The organism is Thomasclavelia sp., from assembly GCF_047249845.1.
In the GTDB taxonomy this organism is placed as follows: domain Bacteria; phylum Bacillota_I; class Bacilli_A; order Erysipelotrichales; family Coprobacillaceae; genus Thomasclavelia.
In genome coordinates this window covers 1-16,692 of sequence record NZ_JBKTWO010000037.1, presented here as the reverse complement: position 1 = coordinate 16,692, position 16,692 = coordinate 1, and the positions used below count along the sequence as shown (strand labels likewise).

Annotated in this window: 17 protein-coding genes; 4 read left to right on the top strand and 13 right to left on the bottom strand. The window is 30.0% G+C overall.

What is annotated here, in order from left to right:
• Positions 1-62: 62 nt before the first annotated feature.
• From ACLR9T_RS09885 to ACLR9T_RS09860, 6 genes are all read right to left on the bottom strand, one after another.
• The gene (locus tag ACLR9T_RS09885) at positions 63-1,241 is read right to left on the bottom strand and encodes a deoxyguanosinetriphosphate triphosphohydrolase family protein (RefSeq protein ID WP_413109379.1); all 1,179 of its coding nucleotides are present in this window, start codon (positions 1,239-1,241) and stop codon (positions 63-65) included.
• Positions 1,242-1,437: 196 nt separating this feature from the next.
• Positions 1,438-2,100 (bottom strand): potassium channel family protein, encoded by a 663-nt coding sequence (locus ACLR9T_RS09880; RefSeq protein WP_413109378.1) that lies wholly within the window; start codon positions 2,098-2,100, stop codon positions 1,438-1,440.
• Positions 2,101-2,110: 10 nt separating this feature from the next.
• Positions 2,111-3,514 carry a TrkH family potassium uptake protein gene (locus tag ACLR9T_RS09875; RefSeq protein WP_413109377.1) on the bottom strand — a complete coding sequence of 468 codons (1,404 nt, stop codon included), beginning with the start codon at positions 3,512-3,514 and terminating at the stop codon, positions 2,111-2,113.
• 17 nt (positions 3,515-3,531) lie between these two features.
• Entirely contained in the window at positions 3,532-4,092 is a 561-nt protein-coding gene (locus tag ACLR9T_RS09870; RefSeq protein WP_413109376.1) for a manganese efflux pump MntP family protein, read from the bottom strand.
• Positions 4,080-5,666 carry an NAD(P)/FAD-dependent oxidoreductase gene (locus ACLR9T_RS09865; RefSeq protein WP_413109375.1) on the bottom strand — a complete coding sequence of 529 codons (1,587 nt, stop codon included), beginning with the start codon at positions 5,664-5,666 and terminating at the stop codon, positions 4,080-4,082. Before ACLR9T_RS09865 ends, ACLR9T_RS09870 begins: the two co-directional genes overlap by 13 nt.
• 10 nt (positions 5,667-5,676) lie before the next feature.
• A complete protein-coding gene (locus ACLR9T_RS09860) occupies positions 5,677-6,780 on the bottom strand; it encodes an aminoacetone oxidase family FAD-binding enzyme (protein ID WP_413109374.1) in 1,104 nt (367 codons plus the stop codon).
• A gap of 142 nt (positions 6,781-6,922) precedes the next feature.
• Here ACLR9T_RS09860 and ACLR9T_RS09855 point away from each other — a divergent pair, with 142 nt between their 5' ends.
• From ACLR9T_RS09855 to ACLR9T_RS09845, 3 genes are read left to right on the top strand one after another with little or no spacing between them, the layout of a single operon-like run.
• Positions 6,923-7,657, top strand: a complete 735-nt coding sequence (locus tag ACLR9T_RS09855) for a YebC/PmpR family DNA-binding transcriptional regulator (protein ID WP_413109373.1) — start codon at positions 6,923-6,925, stop codon at positions 7,655-7,657.
• A 29-nt stretch (positions 7,658-7,686) separates the two neighbouring features.
• Complete coding sequence (locus ACLR9T_RS09850; protein WP_413109372.1) at positions 7,687-8,364, top strand: MBL fold metallo-hydrolase; 678 nt, start codon at positions 7,687-7,689, stop codon at positions 8,362-8,364.
• The gene (locus ACLR9T_RS09845; RefSeq protein WP_413109371.1) at positions 8,354-8,776 is read left to right on the top strand and encodes an acyl-CoA thioesterase; all 423 of its coding nucleotides are present in this window, start codon (positions 8,354-8,356) and stop codon (positions 8,774-8,776) included. Before ACLR9T_RS09850 ends, ACLR9T_RS09845 begins: the two co-directional genes overlap by 11 nt.
• Before the next feature lie 142 nt (positions 8,777-8,918).
• On the opposite strand, the gene ACLR9T_RS09840 is transcribed toward ACLR9T_RS09845, so the two are convergent.
• The 7 genes from ACLR9T_RS09840 to ACLR9T_RS09810 form a co-directional block, all read right to left on the bottom strand.
• The gene (locus tag ACLR9T_RS09840) at positions 8,919-9,077 is read right to left on the bottom strand and encodes a hypothetical protein (RefSeq protein WP_413109370.1); all 159 of its coding nucleotides are present in this window, start codon (positions 9,075-9,077) and stop codon (positions 8,919-8,921) included.
• Between the two features lie 170 nt (positions 9,078-9,247).
• Complete coding sequence (locus ACLR9T_RS09835; RefSeq protein ID WP_413109369.1) at positions 9,248-9,616, bottom strand: VOC family protein; 369 nt, start codon at positions 9,614-9,616, stop codon at positions 9,248-9,250.
• Between the two features lie 15 nt (positions 9,617-9,631).
• Positions 9,632-10,753, bottom strand: a complete 1,122-nt coding sequence (locus ACLR9T_RS09830; RefSeq protein WP_413109368.1) for an Ldh family oxidoreductase — start codon at positions 10,751-10,753, stop codon at positions 9,632-9,634.
• A 110-nt stretch (positions 10,754-10,863) separates the two neighbouring features.
• Entirely contained in the window at positions 10,864-11,799 is a 936-nt protein-coding gene (locus ACLR9T_RS09825) for a type I phosphomannose isomerase catalytic subunit (protein ID WP_413109367.1), read from the bottom strand.
• The gene (locus ACLR9T_RS09820; RefSeq protein ID WP_413109366.1) at positions 11,777-12,250 is read right to left on the bottom strand and encodes a DUF523 domain-containing protein; all 474 of its coding nucleotides are present in this window, start codon (positions 12,248-12,250) and stop codon (positions 11,777-11,779) included. The genes ACLR9T_RS09825 and ACLR9T_RS09820 overlap by 23 nt, the downstream gene beginning before the upstream one ends.
• Positions 12,234-12,887 carry an HAD family hydrolase gene (locus ACLR9T_RS09815; RefSeq protein ID WP_413109365.1) on the bottom strand — a complete coding sequence of 218 codons (654 nt, stop codon included), beginning with the start codon at positions 12,885-12,887 and terminating at the stop codon, positions 12,234-12,236. Before ACLR9T_RS09815 ends, ACLR9T_RS09820 begins: the two co-directional genes overlap by 17 nt.
• Before the next feature lie 104 nt (positions 12,888-12,991).
• Complete coding sequence (locus ACLR9T_RS09810) at positions 12,992-13,447, bottom strand: RrF2 family transcriptional regulator (RefSeq protein ID WP_413109364.1); 456 nt, start codon at positions 13,445-13,447, stop codon at positions 12,992-12,994.
• Positions 13,448-13,644: 197 nt separating this feature from the next.
• On the opposite strand from ACLR9T_RS09810, the gene ACLR9T_RS09805 reads away from it, so the two are divergent.
• Entirely contained in the window at positions 13,645-16,074 is a 2,430-nt protein-coding gene (locus tag ACLR9T_RS09805) for a YhgE/Pip family protein (protein WP_413109363.1), read from the top strand.
• The last annotated feature ends 618 nt before the right edge of the window (positions 16,075-16,692 follow it).

Below are 16,692 nucleotides of genomic sequence, written 5' to 3'. Positions count from 1 at the left end.
CCTTTTATAAATCTATTATACTACGAATTAAAAAAAGATAATACCAATATAATAACATAAACTTAAATTATTTCATTATGTTGAATTGGTAAAAATATTGATTCATATTCAGCTAAAACATAAGAATCCGTCATCATTGATAAATAATCTGCAACAATTAAAGCTGGATCATTACTTTGATAAGTTGAAGACATCTTAGATACAAAAGTTTTGATTTTACAATTTTTATTTTCCCGATCAGTTAATTCTTCATAATAAACATCATACAATTGTTTAATCATTCTAATCAGTTTTGCATTCTCTTTTACTAAAACAGGATGTTGATGAACCTTTATTGTTAAAAAGTTCAATAAACATTTTAATGCTTCAAATACTTCATTAGAGAACCGTAAATAAGGCTTTTCATAGCTGTGAATTACTAAATCACCAATCAAACGATTTATCATCGACTTATTATTAAAGCCTAAAATATCAGTAACCTCTTTAGGCAAATCACTCTCTTTTATAATTCCTACTCTAATTGCATCTTCAACATCTTTACCAATATAAGAAATCACATCAGAAATCCTAACTACACATCCTTCTAACGTCATTGGTCGAATTTTTTTACTTGTATCATATTTGTGCCAGCAATCATCATATTCTTGCCAAAATTGAGCAATTGTTTTATTAGTATCAGGAACATACTTTTTTGATAACATTTCACCATTATGACATAAGATTGCATCTAAAACTTGTAAAGAAACATTATAACCAATTCCATTTCTTTCTAAAAAAAGAATATTACGGACACTATTAGCATTATGTGCAAAATAACCATAGCCTTTTGCTTGAAGAATTTCATCTAAAGCCTTTTCTCCAACGTGACCATACGGTGCATGGCCTAAATCATGGCCCAACGCAGCAGCTTCAATCAAATCTTGATTTAAACCTAATCCCCTACCTATTTGTCTAGCAATCCTGCTGACCCACTGAACATGAATCGAACGTTTAGAAATATGAGCATTACGAAAAAAAGATAATGCTTGAGTTTTATCAACATATCTTTGATATGATTTACAATATAAAATACGATCTATATCTTCTTCAAATGGCCAACGAATATCAAATTCTTCTTTATCTTTGATTGTTTGTTTTATTTTTATACAGTCACTATTTTTAGTTGCATAAACAGAAAGATGCTCATCGGCTTCTTTTGTCATTCGTAACGCATTTTTAATTACTAGTTCCTCTCTTTTCATTGAATCACCTCTATATAGTCTACACAATTTATCATATTTTATGCTATTTTGTAAATGTAAAGATCCAAATAATAACAAAATTAAGATAATTAAAAGACAATCTCATATCTAGTTTGTATGATATTATTAATTTATTTAAACTTCTCAATTACTTTGATATACACAGCAATAATAGAAAAAGGGATCTAAAATCCCCTTATTCAGTAAGATAATCAAATTTTTCTAATTCCCTTGTTTTTCCAATTACTAGAAAACGATCACCATATTTAACAATATAATTAGCCCCTATACTTAATGACATATTATCCTCACTATCCTTAACTCCAATAACATTCATATGATAAGCCTGTCTGACATTTAAATCCTGAACACTTTTACCAATCCAATCTACTGGTGCTTTTATTTCAATTAATGAGTGATCTTCATCTAACTCAACTAAATCAACAATATTTTTTCGTAATAATGATTTAGCTACTCTAACTCCCATATCTTTTTCTGCCCTTATTACTCTATTAGCTCCAACTTTTTCTAATATTTTAGAAAACTGTTTATTTTTAGCTTTAGAGATTACATATGGAACTCCTAGATCCTTAACATTCATTGTTGTTAAAACTGATTCTTCTAAATGAGTTCCAATTGCTACAATTGCAACATCAATATCTTCAATCCCTAATGCTCGAAGCTGTTCGATATCTGTAGTATCAGCTACTACTGCTTTTGTTACCTCATCTGCGATTCTTTCAACACAAGACTCATCTTTATCAATTGCAATAACCTCACAATCATATTGAGATAAAGTTGTTGCGACTGTAGAACCAAATACTCCTAAACCTAATACTGCATATTGTCTATTTTTCATTTTTTTACTCCTATCCTAATAAAATATTTCCATCAGTATATCTAACTTCTTTTTTTCCAGCATTTATATAAGATTTTCTTGCAAAAGATATTATCATCGTAATTGGCCCAATTCTACCAACAAACATTAAGATCATAATAATTATTTTACCTATCGCTGTAAGCGAAGGTGTTAATGATGCACTAAGACCAACAGTACCAAAAGCTGAAATAGCTTCAAAAATAATATCAATAAATGGTGCATCTTCACTAATACTTAAAATAAAAATACTCGTTAGTGCAAGAGAAATCCCAATCGTTATTATTGCAAATGAACGAATAATCAAACGTTTAGGAATCCGTCTTGCAAATACTGCTACTTCTTTTCTACCATGATATATATTATAAACCATTAAAATACTAATCGCAAAAGTTACTGTCTTAATCCCCCCTGCTGTACCAGCTGGAGAACCTCCTATAAACATAAATATACACATCATAAATTTAGTATAAGGATATAAACTTGCAATATCTACAGAAGCAAATCCGGCTGTACGTAAAGTTGTTGATTGAAAAAACGAAACTTGAAGCTGATCAAACAAATTTAATTTACCTAATGTATCAGGATTATAAAATTCACATAGATAAAATAATATTGTTCCCATAAATAATAAAATAAAAGTTACAATAAGGACAATTTTAGTATGTAGACTAAAACTTTTAAATAAATGAAGCCAATTAAATTTGGAAGGTTTATTAAACTCCTTTTTTACCGCCTGAGCAATATCAAACCAAACAATAAAACCTAAACCTCCCATTATAATCAATCCTGGTATAACTAAAGTAATAATTATATTTGTTTGATAACCAATTAATGAATTACTTCCTAGTACATCAAATCCAGCATTACAAAACGCTGAAATTGCATGAAATACAGAATAATATATACCTTTTAATATTCCATATTCAGGAATAAATACAAAAGATAATAAGATAGCTCCTATCCCTTCAACAATAAATGTATATTTTATTACATTTTTCAGAAATTTTGGAATTGCATTTAATGATGGTTGATTAAGCGCTTCCTGTAAAACAATTTTATTAGTAAGAGAAATCTTTTTCTTTATCATGACTAACAATAAGTTTAAAAAAGTTAAAAAACCTAGCCCACCAATTTGAATTAAGATAATTATTACTAATTGTCCTAAAAGATTAAATTGCTCACTAGTTACTACAGGTACTAAACCTGTAACACATGTAGCTGAAGTAGCAATAAATAAATTATTTAAATAATTTGTCGGTGCTCCATTATTACAAATTGGTAAACTCAATAAAATTGAACCAATTAAAATTACTGCAAAAAAACTAAAAGCAATTTGTCTTGTTGGTCTCATTGTATGATGTTCACGTTTCTTTTTTAATATTCCAACTTTCATATATGTGTTCTACCTTCCTAAAAGAATAAATGATCAATTAATATTTTGCATCCCATTATAATCAACAAGACACCACCAGCCAATTCAGCTTTACTTTTATATTTTTCCCCAAATACATTTCCAACTTTTACCCCTATAACACAAATAATAAATGTAATAATTCCAATAATTGCAGTTGACAAAACAATTGAAACATTAAAAAAAGCAAACGTAATGCCTACTGCTAAAGCATCCACGCTTGTAGCAATCGATAACATGATCAAATCACCAAATCGTAAAGTATCATCCAAACACTCATCCTCATCTTTACTTAAAGCTTCTTTAATCATATTCATTCCAATTAATCCCAGTAAGATAAATGCAATCCAATGATCAATAGCAGCAATCTTAGATGCAAATGCGGTACCCAAAACATACCCTAAAGCTGGCATCAATGCTTGAAAACCACCAAAAAACAAGGCAATGATGACTGCTTTTTGATAGCTCATTTTTTTCATCGCCAGACCTTTACATATCGAAACAGCAAAAGCATCCATGGCCAAACCAACTCCAATGAGCGAAATTTCTAAGAATGACATTGTTTATTCTCCCCTTTTAAAATTATTTCACTACACTTCAAGCCATCTAGTGCACTAGACATTATTCCCCCTGCATAACCAGCTCCTTCACCAATGGGATAAATTCCTTTGATATTACTTTGATATTCCTTATCTCGATAAAATCTTACTGGTGAAGAACTTCGTGATTCAACCCCCGAAAGCAAAGCATTACTAGTAAAACCAGAGAATCTTTGATTCATTAATTGTAACCCTTCTTTTAATGCTTCATTTATATCTTTACTAAAAAGTTTATTTAAATCAGCATCTTTAGTTCCTGGTAAAACACTATATCGTATATTATCACTAATGCTATCTTGATTCTTTAAATAATCTTCAATTTTCATTACTGGAACATGATAATTACCACCACCTAAAACAAATGCCCTTTGCTCTAGCTCCCGCTGGAATTCAACTCCTGCTAGAGGATGATCATCTTTAAAATCATCAGGACCAACAGTTACTAACACTGCACTATTAGCATTAACATCATCACGAGCCTGATTGCTCATTCCATTAACTACTACCCCATTAATTTCACTGCTTGAATTAATAACTCGACCACCAGGACACATGCAAAAAGTATAGACACCACGACCATTAGAAGTTTTTACTGCAAGTTTATAATCAGCTGCTTTTAAACGAGGATGGTGAGCATATTTTCCATACTGATGCTCATTAATAAATGATTGTAGATGCTCGATTCTTAACCCCACTGCAAAAGCCTTGGGTTCCATTTTAAGTCCTCTTTGATACAACATCTCATAAGTATCACGAGCACTATGACCAATAGCCAAAATTAATTTATCAGGATTCATTGTAATAATCTGATTCGCATGTTTGATTTTAATCCCCATTAATTGCTGATTTTCAATTTCAATATCAATAAGTTGACTATCAAACAATACCTCACCACCATTTTTAATAATTTCTTCACGCATACTTCTAACTACATTTATTAAATAATCAGTTCCTACATGAGGTTTATTTAAATATAAAATATCATCTTTAGCCCCATGAGCCACAAAAGTTTCTAAAATAAATTGTTTCCTTTTATCCTTAACCCCTGTAGTAAGTTTTCCATCACTAAAAGTGCCAGCACCACCTTCACCAAATTGAACATTACTATTTAATTCTAATTTACCAGTATTAAAGAAAGTATCTATATCTACTTTTCTTTTATCAACCATACTTCCTCTTTCAATTAATGTCACTTTTTGTTTAGCACGAGCTAAATTATAAGCACAAAAAAGACCCGCTGGACCACTACCTACTACTACAATATGTTCATCATTTGATTTTAAAACTGGATAATGATAAGGTTCCACTTTTAAAAGTTGTAATTTAGGATATTTTTTTATAATAATATCTTCATTATTAATATTAAATTCAAAACTACATACAAAATGAATCTTATTTTTTCTTCTTGCATCTACTGCTTGTTTAACCAATCTTACATCTCTAATTTTATTTTTTGATATATTTAATTGTTGTGAGATTACCTGGCGATAATCCACTGTGTCTAAAGAAACTTTTACATTATTAATTCTAATCATCTTTTTTCCCTTACTTATTCAATATTGTTTTTGCGATACGATATCCAGAGGCGAAAGCAAAATGTAAATTATATCCGCCACAATCCCCATCAACATCTAATACTTCTCCAGCAATATAGATTCCTGGATATTTTAAACATTCTAAGTTTTCATTGACTTCCTCAAGACTAACACCGCCACGCATTACCTGAGCCTTACTATAATCATATGTCTCTAACACTCTAAAACGCATATCTTTTAAATTCACATTTACTAATACTTTAGCTAATTTATCATTAAATATACCCTCTAAATAATAATCACCATACATTTTTAAACGTTCATTCAATAAATTTATTACTTCACTATTACTATATTCTTCCAATAAATCTAAACTTATTTCTGCCTTTTCATTTTTTTTAGGTAATAATCTTGATAATTGCATAATGCAAATACCTGATAATCCCTGTTCACTAAATAACACTTCCCCACTTTGACTTTCAATCAGTTTACCCTCAATATATAAACTAGCTCGACACTTAACCCGCACACCTTTTAATTTTGGATACACCGGTTTTGTCTTAACTTGAACTAGACTAGGATACAACTTTGTTATCTTTAAATCAAGGTCTTTAACCAAATCATAACTATTTTCTCCAGATAAAAGTGATGCTGGAGAACCTGTAGCAATAACAACATTATCACATCCATAATCACCCCGATTACTTTTAACTAGATATCTATTATCTTTTTTAATGATTTTAACAGCTTGACATTCTTCAATCAAAGCTACTCGATCAAAATTTTTCATCAAAGCATTTTTAACAGTTAAACTTTGATTAGAACGAGGATATAATAAAGTTCCTACTTGCCTAGTTAAGACTCCTATTTGATTAAAATAAGTTTTAGCATCAAAACTATGAATGATTCTTTCAATACGTTGATCATTAGTATTATAGTAATACATATCCATATTTGTATTAGAAAGATTACAACGACCATTTCCGCTAGCAAGAATTTTTCGCCCTGCTTTATTCGACTGCTCAAGAATAATTACATTCATATCGTACTTAGCTAACTCATGTCCACACAAAAGACCGCTAGCACCTGCCCCAATTATTACAGTAGTTTTCATCATATATCTCCTTATAATGCCTAGATTATAGCACAAACTACAATCTTTTAAAACAAAAGCAACTAATAAAATGTATACTTGATAATATTATTCGATAAGTGTATAATTTAAAAGAATTTATCACTTTAAGGAGGAGTTATTTATGGGTAGAGCACATGAGGTGCGCAAAGTTGCAATGGCGAAGACAGCAGCAAAAAAAGCTAAACTATACTCACGTTATGGTAAAGAAATTTATTTAGCTGCAAAAGCAGGTGGACCTGAACCTGATGGTAACTTAGCTTTACGTCGTTTAATTGAAAAAGCAAAAAAAGAACAAGTACCTGCTGATGTTATCAAAAGAGCTGTTGATAAAGTAAAAAGTGGAGTTACTGAAAATTATGAAGAAAAAGTATTTGAAGGATATGCCAACGGTGGAGCCACAATAATTGTTAAATGTTTAACTGATAATATTAACCGTACTATTTCATCTGTACGTCCTGCTTTTACAAAATCAAAAGCAAAATTAGGAAATGAAGGATCTGTTTCATATTTATATGACGTTATCAGCGTCGTTGCTTTTAAAGGACTAGATGAAGAAACTGTTTTAGATGCTTTAGTCATGGCTGAAGTTGATGCTCAAGATATTGTTAGTGAAGAAGATGGAACTATCAAAATTATTGGTGAACCAACTGATTTATATAAAATCAAAGAGGCAATTGAAGGTATTAAATCTGATATTGAATTTGAAATAGATGAAATTCAGACTTTACCACAAGACACTGTTGAACTTGAAGGTGAAGATATGGAATTATTTGAACGTTTAATGAATAATCTTAATGATTGTGATGATGTTGATCAAATTTATCATAATGTTGCAAATTACGACGAGGGAGAATAATTCTCCCTTTTTTTACAAGGAGGTATTTTATGCAAGTAACTTATATTTATAACAGTGGGTTTTTAGTTGAATTGGATAAGCATATTTTACTATTCGATTATTATCAAGGAACAATTCCCCCGCTTAATCAAAATAAACCATTATATGTCTTTGTCTCTCATTTTCATCATGACCACTACAATCCTGCAATTTATCAAATCAACCATCCTAAAATCACTTATATTATCGACCGAAAAATCAATAATACTGGAATTAAAGTTCGCCCTAGCGAAATATATGAAATTGATGATTTGTATATTCAAACCCTATTATCAACAGATGCAGGTGTAGCTTTTGTTGTAAAGGTTGAAAATAAACAAATTTATCATGCTGGTGATTTACACTGGTGGCACTGGATTGGTGAACCTGAGGCTGACAACAAATATCAAGCTGGAACTTTTAAAAAAGAAATTAGTAAAATTAAAGATATTCATTTTGATTTAATGATGATTCCTCTAGACCCTCGTCTTGAAGAAAGTAGCTGGTGGGGTATGGAGCATATTTTAAAAAATATTAAAACAAAATATGTTTTGCCAATGCATTTTACTGATAATCCTAAAATGATGCTTAAATATCTCAATCATGAACCTTTGAATCAGTATAATAATATTTTAAAGATAAATAATGAAGGGGAAATGTTTATTATTGGTGATAACAATGACGATTAGACCTTATTTACACAATGCAAAATACTATGAAACTGATCAAATGGGAATTATCCATCACTCTAACTATATACGCTGGTTTGAAGAAGCAAGAATTGATTTTATGAATCAAATTGGTTTGACTTATAAAAAAATGGAAGAAGAGGGCATTATTTCTCCTGTTTTAGAAATAAATTGTAAATATCAAAAGATGATGCATTTTGATGATATCGCAACAATTAAAATCAATCTATCTTCATATACAGGAGTTCGCTTTACTTTTGAATACGAAATTTTCAATCAGAATAATCAACTTTGTACAATCGGCAGCTCTACTCATTGTTTTATGAATCGAGATAATTGCCCTCTCAATTTAAAAAAAATAAAACCTGAATATGATGATTTATTTAAAAAACTATTAAATAGTACAAAATAAGGATAGTAGCGAAATATTACTTTAAAAGAAACTGATTCTATTTAGCTTCTTCTATAAAAAAAGGCAATTATTGCTTTAAATTGCCTTTTTATTATTAAACTTTTCTATTTTTGAGCATAATGAGAGAATATAATTAAACAAATTATTTTTTTATATTATAAATCAATTTAAAAAATGAAGCTAAACTAATAATTCCCATTGTAATTTTAAACCACATCTCACTATCATTCATTCTAGAAACGAGAATGAATAATAAAGCAAAAAAATTTAATACATCAAAAATAATAGTTAGTTTTTTCATAATACTCTCTCCTTGATTTTATTATATCAAAATAAAGCTAATAATAAAAATTAATGTTATTAATACATGACATTATTTATCATTTTTTTCAGATAAAAAAGCAATGATTAATTGATATTAATCATTGCTTTTTTGTTTAAAGACATAATTACTTTATTTCGTTATAGCCTCTATTTCTTTGGAAGAATTTCAATCCAATAATCATCAGGATCATTAATAAAATATAATCCCATTGCTTTATTTTCAAAACAGATACATCCCATCTCTTTATGTAACTGATAAGCTTGATCAAAATCATCAACCTCAAAACAAATATGACTTTCATTTTCTCCTAACTCATATGATTGAGGATGATCTTTTAACCATGTCAATTCAATTTGGAAGTTACTAATTCCATCACCAAGATAAGTTAAAATAAAACTTCCATCACTAGCCTCTTTTGTTCTTTCTACTTTCAAACCTAAAGCCTTTTGATAAAAACTTACACTTTTATCAATATTTGTGATATTAATATTACAATGTACACATTTAAATTCCATGTTATTCTCCTATTATTAATAAACTGTTTTATAATCTTTATCTTCAATATCTAATTTTCCAAAATATTTTTCAAAATCAACTCCAACAAAATTAGATAGATCTTTCATCTCTAATACTGTTTTAACATCAACATCAATTCCATTTTCCATTCGGTCTTTAGTCGCTTCTATCTCTTTTTCACCATGAGTATATATACGCGGCTGTCCCTCAGCTTTTGGAGCACCTCTTAATTCTTGTAAGAATGTAGAAAAGTGCATCTCAATATCTGCAGGATCACCAAAAATCTTTGGATCAATAGCAATAAAACCATGACAAGTACCACCTACTCCATTTGTATGAGTATGATTAGAAGTTAATCCTTGTGATAAAATTGAACAGAAAATTTCACAGAACATTCCATAGCCATACCCTTTATGACTTCCTAATTGTTCTGTTGAACCACCTAATGGCATAATTCCACCACCCACTTTATTAACAATGTTATCTAAAACATCTGGTGCATCTGTTGAAGGATTACCATCCTTATCTAGTGCCCATCCTTGTGGTAATTCTTTTTCTGCTTTACGATACATTTCTAATTTTCCTCTTGTAACAACAGTAGTTGAAGCATCAAAGAAAAATGGATATGGTTTTGCTGGCATTGCTAAAGCAATAGGATTAGAACCCAACATTGCCTTACTTGCAAAAGTTGGTACCATGATTGCCTCAGAATTAGTAAATGATAATCCCATCAATCCTTGATCACATGCCATCTTAGCATAATATCCAGCAATTCCATAATGATTAGAATTTCTTACTGTTACAATTGCCATACCAACATTTTTAGCCTTTTCAATACATTTATCCATTGCAAACTTACTAATCAATTGACCCATTCCAGCATTCCCATCAATAACTGCAGATACTGGTGTTTCAAAGACTACTTCTGGTTTTGCATCAACTTTGATCATACCTTTTTCGATTCCCTTATGGTATCTTGAAAGTCTTTGCATCCCATGTGATTCAATTCCATAAATATCTGATAATAATAAAACATCTGTTATAATTTTACTCTCTTCTTTAGTAAAACCAAATTTTTCAAAAGCTTCATTACAAAATTCATTTAGAGTATCAAACTTAAACTTTATATGTGCCATAATTTACCTCACCTCTTTTAAATTGTATACATTTTATCATAAACTTTTTTTTCTGTCATTAATAAAAATGAAGCAGTTTAAAATTCTACTTCATTTAATAATATTTTCGTTTATAAAGTACAAATCATTATTGACATATTACCTTCATATTCAACTTCTTTTTGATCAGCACAAATAATAAAATTATCCCCAATCTTTACATCACTGCCATTAATCGTTCCACTGCCTTTAATAATAGTAACTAATTGAAAAGGTTTATTATTAATAATTGTATTATTACCAATTAAATCATATTTACTAACAGTAAAATAATCACTAGAAATTAGTTTTGTTACAGTTCCATTAGTAATATCCTCTACAATTTGATCATCATTACTATATGGCTGATATGGTATCTGAGTGACATCAATTGACTGCTGTACATGTAATTGACGTTCATTACCATTAGCATCTTTACGGTGGTAATCATACACACGGTAAGTAATATCTGATGATTGTTGAGCTTCATATATTAATGAACCACTACAAATAGCATGAATAGTACCTGCAGGGATATAAAAGAAATCTCCTTCTTTAATTGAAAATTTATTTAATAAATTTTCATAATCATCATTTTTTATTGCCGTTATAAATTCACCTTTAGTTTTGGCATGGTGACCCATGACCATCTTTGTATTTTCATCAGTTCCTAAAACATACCAGCATTCTGTTTTTCCTAAAGAATTCTCATGTACTTTAGCATATTCATCATTAGGATGTACCTGCACTGAGAGATCATTACAAGCATCAATGATCTTAACGAGTAAAGGGAATTGTTCACCTTCTATATTTCCAAATAATTCTCGATGTTCAGCCCATAATTCTGATAATTTTTTTCCAGCAAATTCACTATCTGCCATTGTACAATCACCATTTTGATGTGCTGAAATAGCCCAGCATTCCCCTGTATGATCACTAGGAATATCATAACCATAAATATCTTTTAGCTTTTGCCCTCCCCAAATCATTTCCTTAAATACTGGATTAACCTTTAAAATGTGACCCATTTTCTACTCTCCTTTTTTCTATAAATTCATAAAATTTATCAATTTCATTTTCATTGAATACTATTATGCCATTTTTTTCTAGCAATTGGCAAGTAATTCCATCACCATCTTTCAAAGTATGAGTAAAACTGCCATCATATATCTTATTCTTACCACAACTAGGACTATATGATTTTAACAAAACAACATCAATATCATACTTTTGCAATATTTCTAATGACCTTCTTGCTCCTAACTTATATTCCATTGTTTTATCTTCACCTGTAATATCAATAACCTTATCATTTCTAATCTCACACGGATTTCTAGGTATTGACATTCCCCCTAATACTTCAGGACATATCATAATAGCTTCTTTTCTAGCAACCATCTCTTTAATAATTTCAATTAAGTTATCATCACCTCGAAAAGTACATTTAACTCCCGCTAAACAACTACTTACTCCAATCATTAATAACCTCCAAAATCTTATTTGCCTGCTCAACTACATAATCAGCTTTACTATTTTCTAATTCTTTTGCTCCTCTAAATCCCCAAGCCACACCAATTGATTTAACTTTAGCATTTTTAGCAGTTTGAATATCAACATCACTATCTCCAATGTAAATAACTTCATGTTTTTTAACATCAAATAAGTTAATAACTAAATTAGTTAAACAAGGATCTGGTTTTTTAGGATGGCGCATGCTGTTTCCAAAAACATATTTAAAACACCCAGGAAATAAAGTATTTGTTATTTTGATAGCATGTTCCTGTGGTTTATTAGTTACAACAGCTAAATTAAAACCCTGTTTTTTTAAATTTTCAAGTAATTCATTAATCCCTGGATACGCATGAGTTTTATTTAAACAGTTTAAACTATATATTTCATCGAATTCTTGTTTTAAATGCATAACTTCACTTTTATGTTCTTGAGGCAGTGCTCTTTCAATTAACTTAATTACTCCATTACCAACAAAATAACGATATTGATCAAGTTTATGAGTAGGATATCCCCTCTTATTTAATAATATATTTACTGTATCCGCTAAATCTTCCAATGAATCAATTAATGTTCCGTCTAAATCAAATATAATTGTATTAATCATCTAATCACTCCTCGTTGTATTATAGCATATATTTTATTTATGTGTGTTGTTTGTTATATTTTAATTTTATAGTAATAAAAAAGAGCTTTGTACAAAACAACTTATTAAGAAGTTATTTCGTTATTGCTCCTTTTTCTTTCAACCATTGCCATTTTCAGTGTGATTGCTTTAAGTTTTTCTTTATAACAAGACTCTGCTTGATTAAAAGCTTCTAATATCATTGCCTGTTTTTGTTCTTTAACCTCTTTTAATTCATTTAAAAATACTCGTTCAACTAACCCTGTTGCTCTAGCAAAAGGCTCTTTTCCTTCAATTGCTTCAAAAATATCTAATAAAGTAATTTTATCGGGATGTTTTTTTAACGAAACACCACCTTTTTTACCTGCTTCTGAAGTAATTAGACCTGCAACTACTAGTTGACGAATAATTTTTTTTAAATAAGAATCAGAAACACCTAAATCCTCCGAAATATTGTAACTCTTTAGAGGAGTCCCCTCATCACTATGAGCAATCATTATTAATAGACAAATTGCCTGTTCAACACTATTTTTAACTTTCATGATTATGTACCTCTCTTCATATATTGTACCATAAATAATTAATTTACTTAAAATTTTTTATAAACCAATTGACAAAGTATCTTCATATGACTAAAATATGTATTTGTTAATAGATAAACTTTATCCATAGATAAATTATATCTATTAATAACCTAGATTTCAAGTGAAAACTAAAATCTAATGGAAGGAGAATAAAAATGATAAAAAAAGAATGGTCAGCATTTTTAAAAAACTGGTGGTTGCTTGTTGTTGCTGTTGCCATCATTGCAATACCAAGTATTTATTCTGGAGTCTTTCTTGGCTCAATCTGGGATCCCTATGGAAATACAGGTGAAATACCTGTTGCTGTTGTAAATGAAGATCATAAGGTAACATATAATGGGACTACTTTAGATGTTGGAAAAGAATTAGCGAATAATCTTCAAGATAATGATTCTATGGCTTTTGACCTTGTTGATGCTTCAAAAGCTAAACAAGGATTAAAAGATGGTGATTATTATATGGTCGTTACTATTCCAAAAGATTTTTCTAAAAATGCTACAACCTTGCTAGAAGATGAACCTAAAAAAATGATCCTAAATTATACAACTAATCCAGGAACAAGTTATATTGCTTCAAAAATGGATGATTCAGCAATAACAAAGATTAAGGAAGAAGTATCATCCACTGTTACTAAAACCTATGCAAAAACGATTTTTGATCAAATTAGTACTGTTGGCAACGGGATGAATGAAGCAGCTGATGGTACCAAACAGATCAATGATGGAACTAATCAACTAATTGATGGAAATAATTTAATCACAACAAATTTAAAAACATTAGCAGATAGTACTCTTATTTTTAATGATGGTGCAAAAAGTTTAAGTTATGGTCTTAGTTCATATCTAGATGGCGTTAGTTCTGTAAATAAAGGCAGTGGTGATTTAAACAGTGGTTTAACAATATTAGATAACAACAGCCAAGCTTTAACTAGTGGAATTAATCAACTTGATGCTGGAATTAAACAATTAGAACAAGGAAGTAAAAATTTAGAATCAGCATTAACTAATGCAAAAACCACTCTTGATAATCAATTAAACAGTAATACAGAAGCTGGTATCCAGGCTTTAATCACTCCTAATCCAATAACTGGTAAAACAGCATTAGAAACATTGAATTATGGTATTCAAGCTTTAAACCAAAGCATTACAACATCTAATAATGATAATAGTAATCCAAGTGCAAAAGATTATCTTAACAATATTAATATGACTCTTGATAATGCTGAAACATCTATTGCTCAAATTAATGATGCTTATGCTAATGCTCTTCAAACTGCATTGACTAATAACGCAGGTAAAAATCTTGATCAAGAAACAATTACAAATATTATATCAACTATAAAAAATGATCAAAATATTAAAGCTGCAAATGTTAAAGCGGTAACGAATGTAAAAACTGCAAAATTGACAGTTGATGGAGTTTTTAATAACCTGCAATTAACTGTTAATTCACTAGCAAGTGGTTCTGCTCAGGCTTTACCAGGTGCTAATCAAGCTATCGAGCAATTATATACTGGTTTAAAAACTGTTCAAGCTGGTTTAGGCGATAAATCTACCTCAAATACTTTAATTAATGGAGCTAATTCTATTTATCAAGGCAGTTTAGCACTTAGCCAAGGCACAACAACCTTGGATAATGGATGTACCACATATAAAAATGGTGTAAATACTGCAAAAATTGGTTCTGATCAATTACTGTCTGGTACGAATACTTTAGTTAATAATAATCCTACTATTTATAATGGCGCTAAACAATTAACCAGCGGTGCTAGTCAAATTACTTCTGGAGCTAAACAATTATACGATGGCTCTAATACTCTAAGTAACGGTTTAACTACATTAAAAGATGGTACCAATACATTAGCTGCTTCATTAACTGATGGTGCTAAACAAGTAAATAATATTAACAGCAGTGATGCAACATTTGATATGTTGTCAACCCCTGTTAAAGTTTCCCACCATGAAATATCAACGGTAGAGAATAATGGACATGGTATGGCTCCATATATGATGAGTGTCGGTCTATATGTTGCATGCATGGCATTTACTTTGATGTATCCTTTATTCAATGATATTGAAAAAGCTAAAAGCGGTTTTAGATATTGGTTATCTAAAGCTACTGTATGGTTTACAATTTCAACAATTGCTTCAATCGTAATGATTGGTGCATTAATGCTATTTTGTGATTTTTCACCTCAACAACTATTAATGACATTTATTTTTGCAACTATTGTTGGTGCCGCTTCAATGGCACTAGTAACATTATTGAGCACTGTTTGTGGAAAAATTGGTGAATTTATTCTGCTAGTATTTATGGTCATAAATCTAGGTGGTTCAGCTGGTACTTATCCACTTGAAACCTCTTCAGCAATCTTTAAAGCAATTCACCCTTTCGTTCCTTTCACATATAGTGTTGATGGCTTTAGAAAAGTAATTAGTATGCCAAATGCATCTGTAAGTAATGAAATCATTGTATTCATTGGAATTATTATTATTTGTAGCATTTTAACGATTCTCGTTTATAATCATCGAATTAAAAAACCTAATCCAATAATTCCTCAAGCATTTGAAAATGTAAATGAATAATCGAGTAGGAGGTAATTGATTAGTTCAATTACCGACCTCTTACATCACTGTACATGCCGTTTGGCATACGACGATTTAAATTTATAACTAAATATGTTTTAACTGATATTGGTCTAGTAACATTACTAGACCTCTTTTCTTTAATAACTCTTTTGATATTGCAAATTTCAAAAATGTAGATGCACACCTCGCATAACTCTTTCTCGTGTTTGTCCATGTCTTACATTTCTATTGTTTCCATATACACATTTCAATAACTGATAAATTTGTTCGGTCCTTCGCTATATATATCTATCACATATACATATCACAGTCCTATCCGCAACTCTATTGAACTTTGTATTGTATTGCACATTCATCCCCATGAAATGCCTGATGCGATTCGTATTCATCAGATCGGAGTTTTTTCCTTCAGATTTCACCTCACGCTGAACCCTAGTGTTGGCGGTTGCGATGAACACCCCCACAGTGGACTTTCACCACCTAGATATATACACAATAAAAAAGATTATCTGATGGTGAAGTGAACCCCTTGTTTGGACACTCAAATAAAGGAGGTTCATTTCATGGTGATAATCTTTTTTTTTTATTTATTTAATATTTTCTTATCTTCTGTAT

What these genes read in the sequence shown, in the direction of transcription:
- ACLR9T_RS09835 (WP_413109369.1), bottom strand. Translation starts at nt 9,616, where the DNA reads ATGGAATTTAAATGTGTACATTGTAATATTAATATCACAAATATTGAT.
- ACLR9T_RS09880 (WP_413109378.1), bottom strand. Translation starts at nt 2,100, where the DNA reads ATGAAAAATAGACAATATGCAGTATTAGGTTTAGGAGTATTTGGTTCT.
- ACLR9T_RS09865 (WP_413109375.1), bottom strand. Translation starts at nt 5,666, where the DNA reads ATGATTAGAATTAATAATGTAAAAGTTTCTTTAGACACAGTGGATTAT.
- ACLR9T_RS09885 (WP_413109379.1), bottom strand. Translation starts at nt 1,241, where the DNA reads ATGAAAAGAGAGGAACTAGTAATTAAAAATGCGTTACGAATGACAAAA.
- ACLR9T_RS09820 (WP_413109366.1), bottom strand. Translation starts at nt 12,250, where the DNA reads ATGATTGGAGTAAGTAGTTGTTTAGCGGGAGTTAAATGTACTTTTCGA.
- ACLR9T_RS09825 (WP_413109367.1), bottom strand. Translation starts at nt 11,799, where the DNA reads ATGGGTCACATTTTAAAGGTTAATCCAGTATTTAAGGAAATGATTTGG.
- ACLR9T_RS09810 (WP_413109364.1), bottom strand. Translation starts at nt 13,447, where the DNA reads ATGAAAGTTAAAAATAGTGTTGAACAGGCAATTTGTCTATTAATAATG.
- ACLR9T_RS09860 (WP_413109374.1), bottom strand. Translation starts at nt 6,780, where the DNA reads ATGAAAACTACTGTAATAATTGGGGCAGGTGCTAGCGGTCTTTTGTGT.
- ACLR9T_RS09855 (WP_413109373.1), top strand. Translation starts at nt 6,923, where the DNA reads ATGGGTAGAGCACATGAGGTGCGCAAAGTTGCAATGGCGAAGACAGCA.
- ACLR9T_RS09840 (WP_413109370.1), bottom strand. Translation starts at nt 9,077, where the DNA reads ATGAAAAAACTAACTATTATTTTTGATGTATTAAATTTTTTTGCTTTA.
- ACLR9T_RS09845 (WP_413109371.1), top strand. Translation starts at nt 8,354, where the DNA reads ATGACGATTAGACCTTATTTACACAATGCAAAATACTATGAAACTGAT.
- ACLR9T_RS09850 (WP_413109372.1), top strand. Translation starts at nt 7,687, where the DNA reads ATGCAAGTAACTTATATTTATAACAGTGGGTTTTTAGTTGAATTGGAT.
- ACLR9T_RS09830 (WP_413109368.1), bottom strand. Translation starts at nt 10,753, where the DNA reads ATGGCACATATAAAGTTTAAGTTTGATACTCTAAATGAATTTTGTAAT.
- ACLR9T_RS09815 (WP_413109365.1), bottom strand. Translation starts at nt 12,887, where the DNA reads ATGATTAATACAATTATATTTGATTTAGACGGAACATTAATTGATTCA.
- ACLR9T_RS09870 (WP_413109376.1), bottom strand. Translation starts at nt 4,092, where the DNA reads ATGTCATTCTTAGAAATTTCGCTCATTGGAGTTGGTTTGGCCATGGAT.
- ACLR9T_RS09805 (WP_413109363.1), top strand. Translation starts at nt 13,645, where the DNA reads ATGATAAAAAAAGAATGGTCAGCATTTTTAAAAAACTGGTGGTTGCTT.
- ACLR9T_RS09875 (WP_413109377.1), bottom strand. Translation starts at nt 3,514, where the DNA reads ATGAAAGTTGGAATATTAAAAAAGAAACGTGAACATCATACAATGAGA.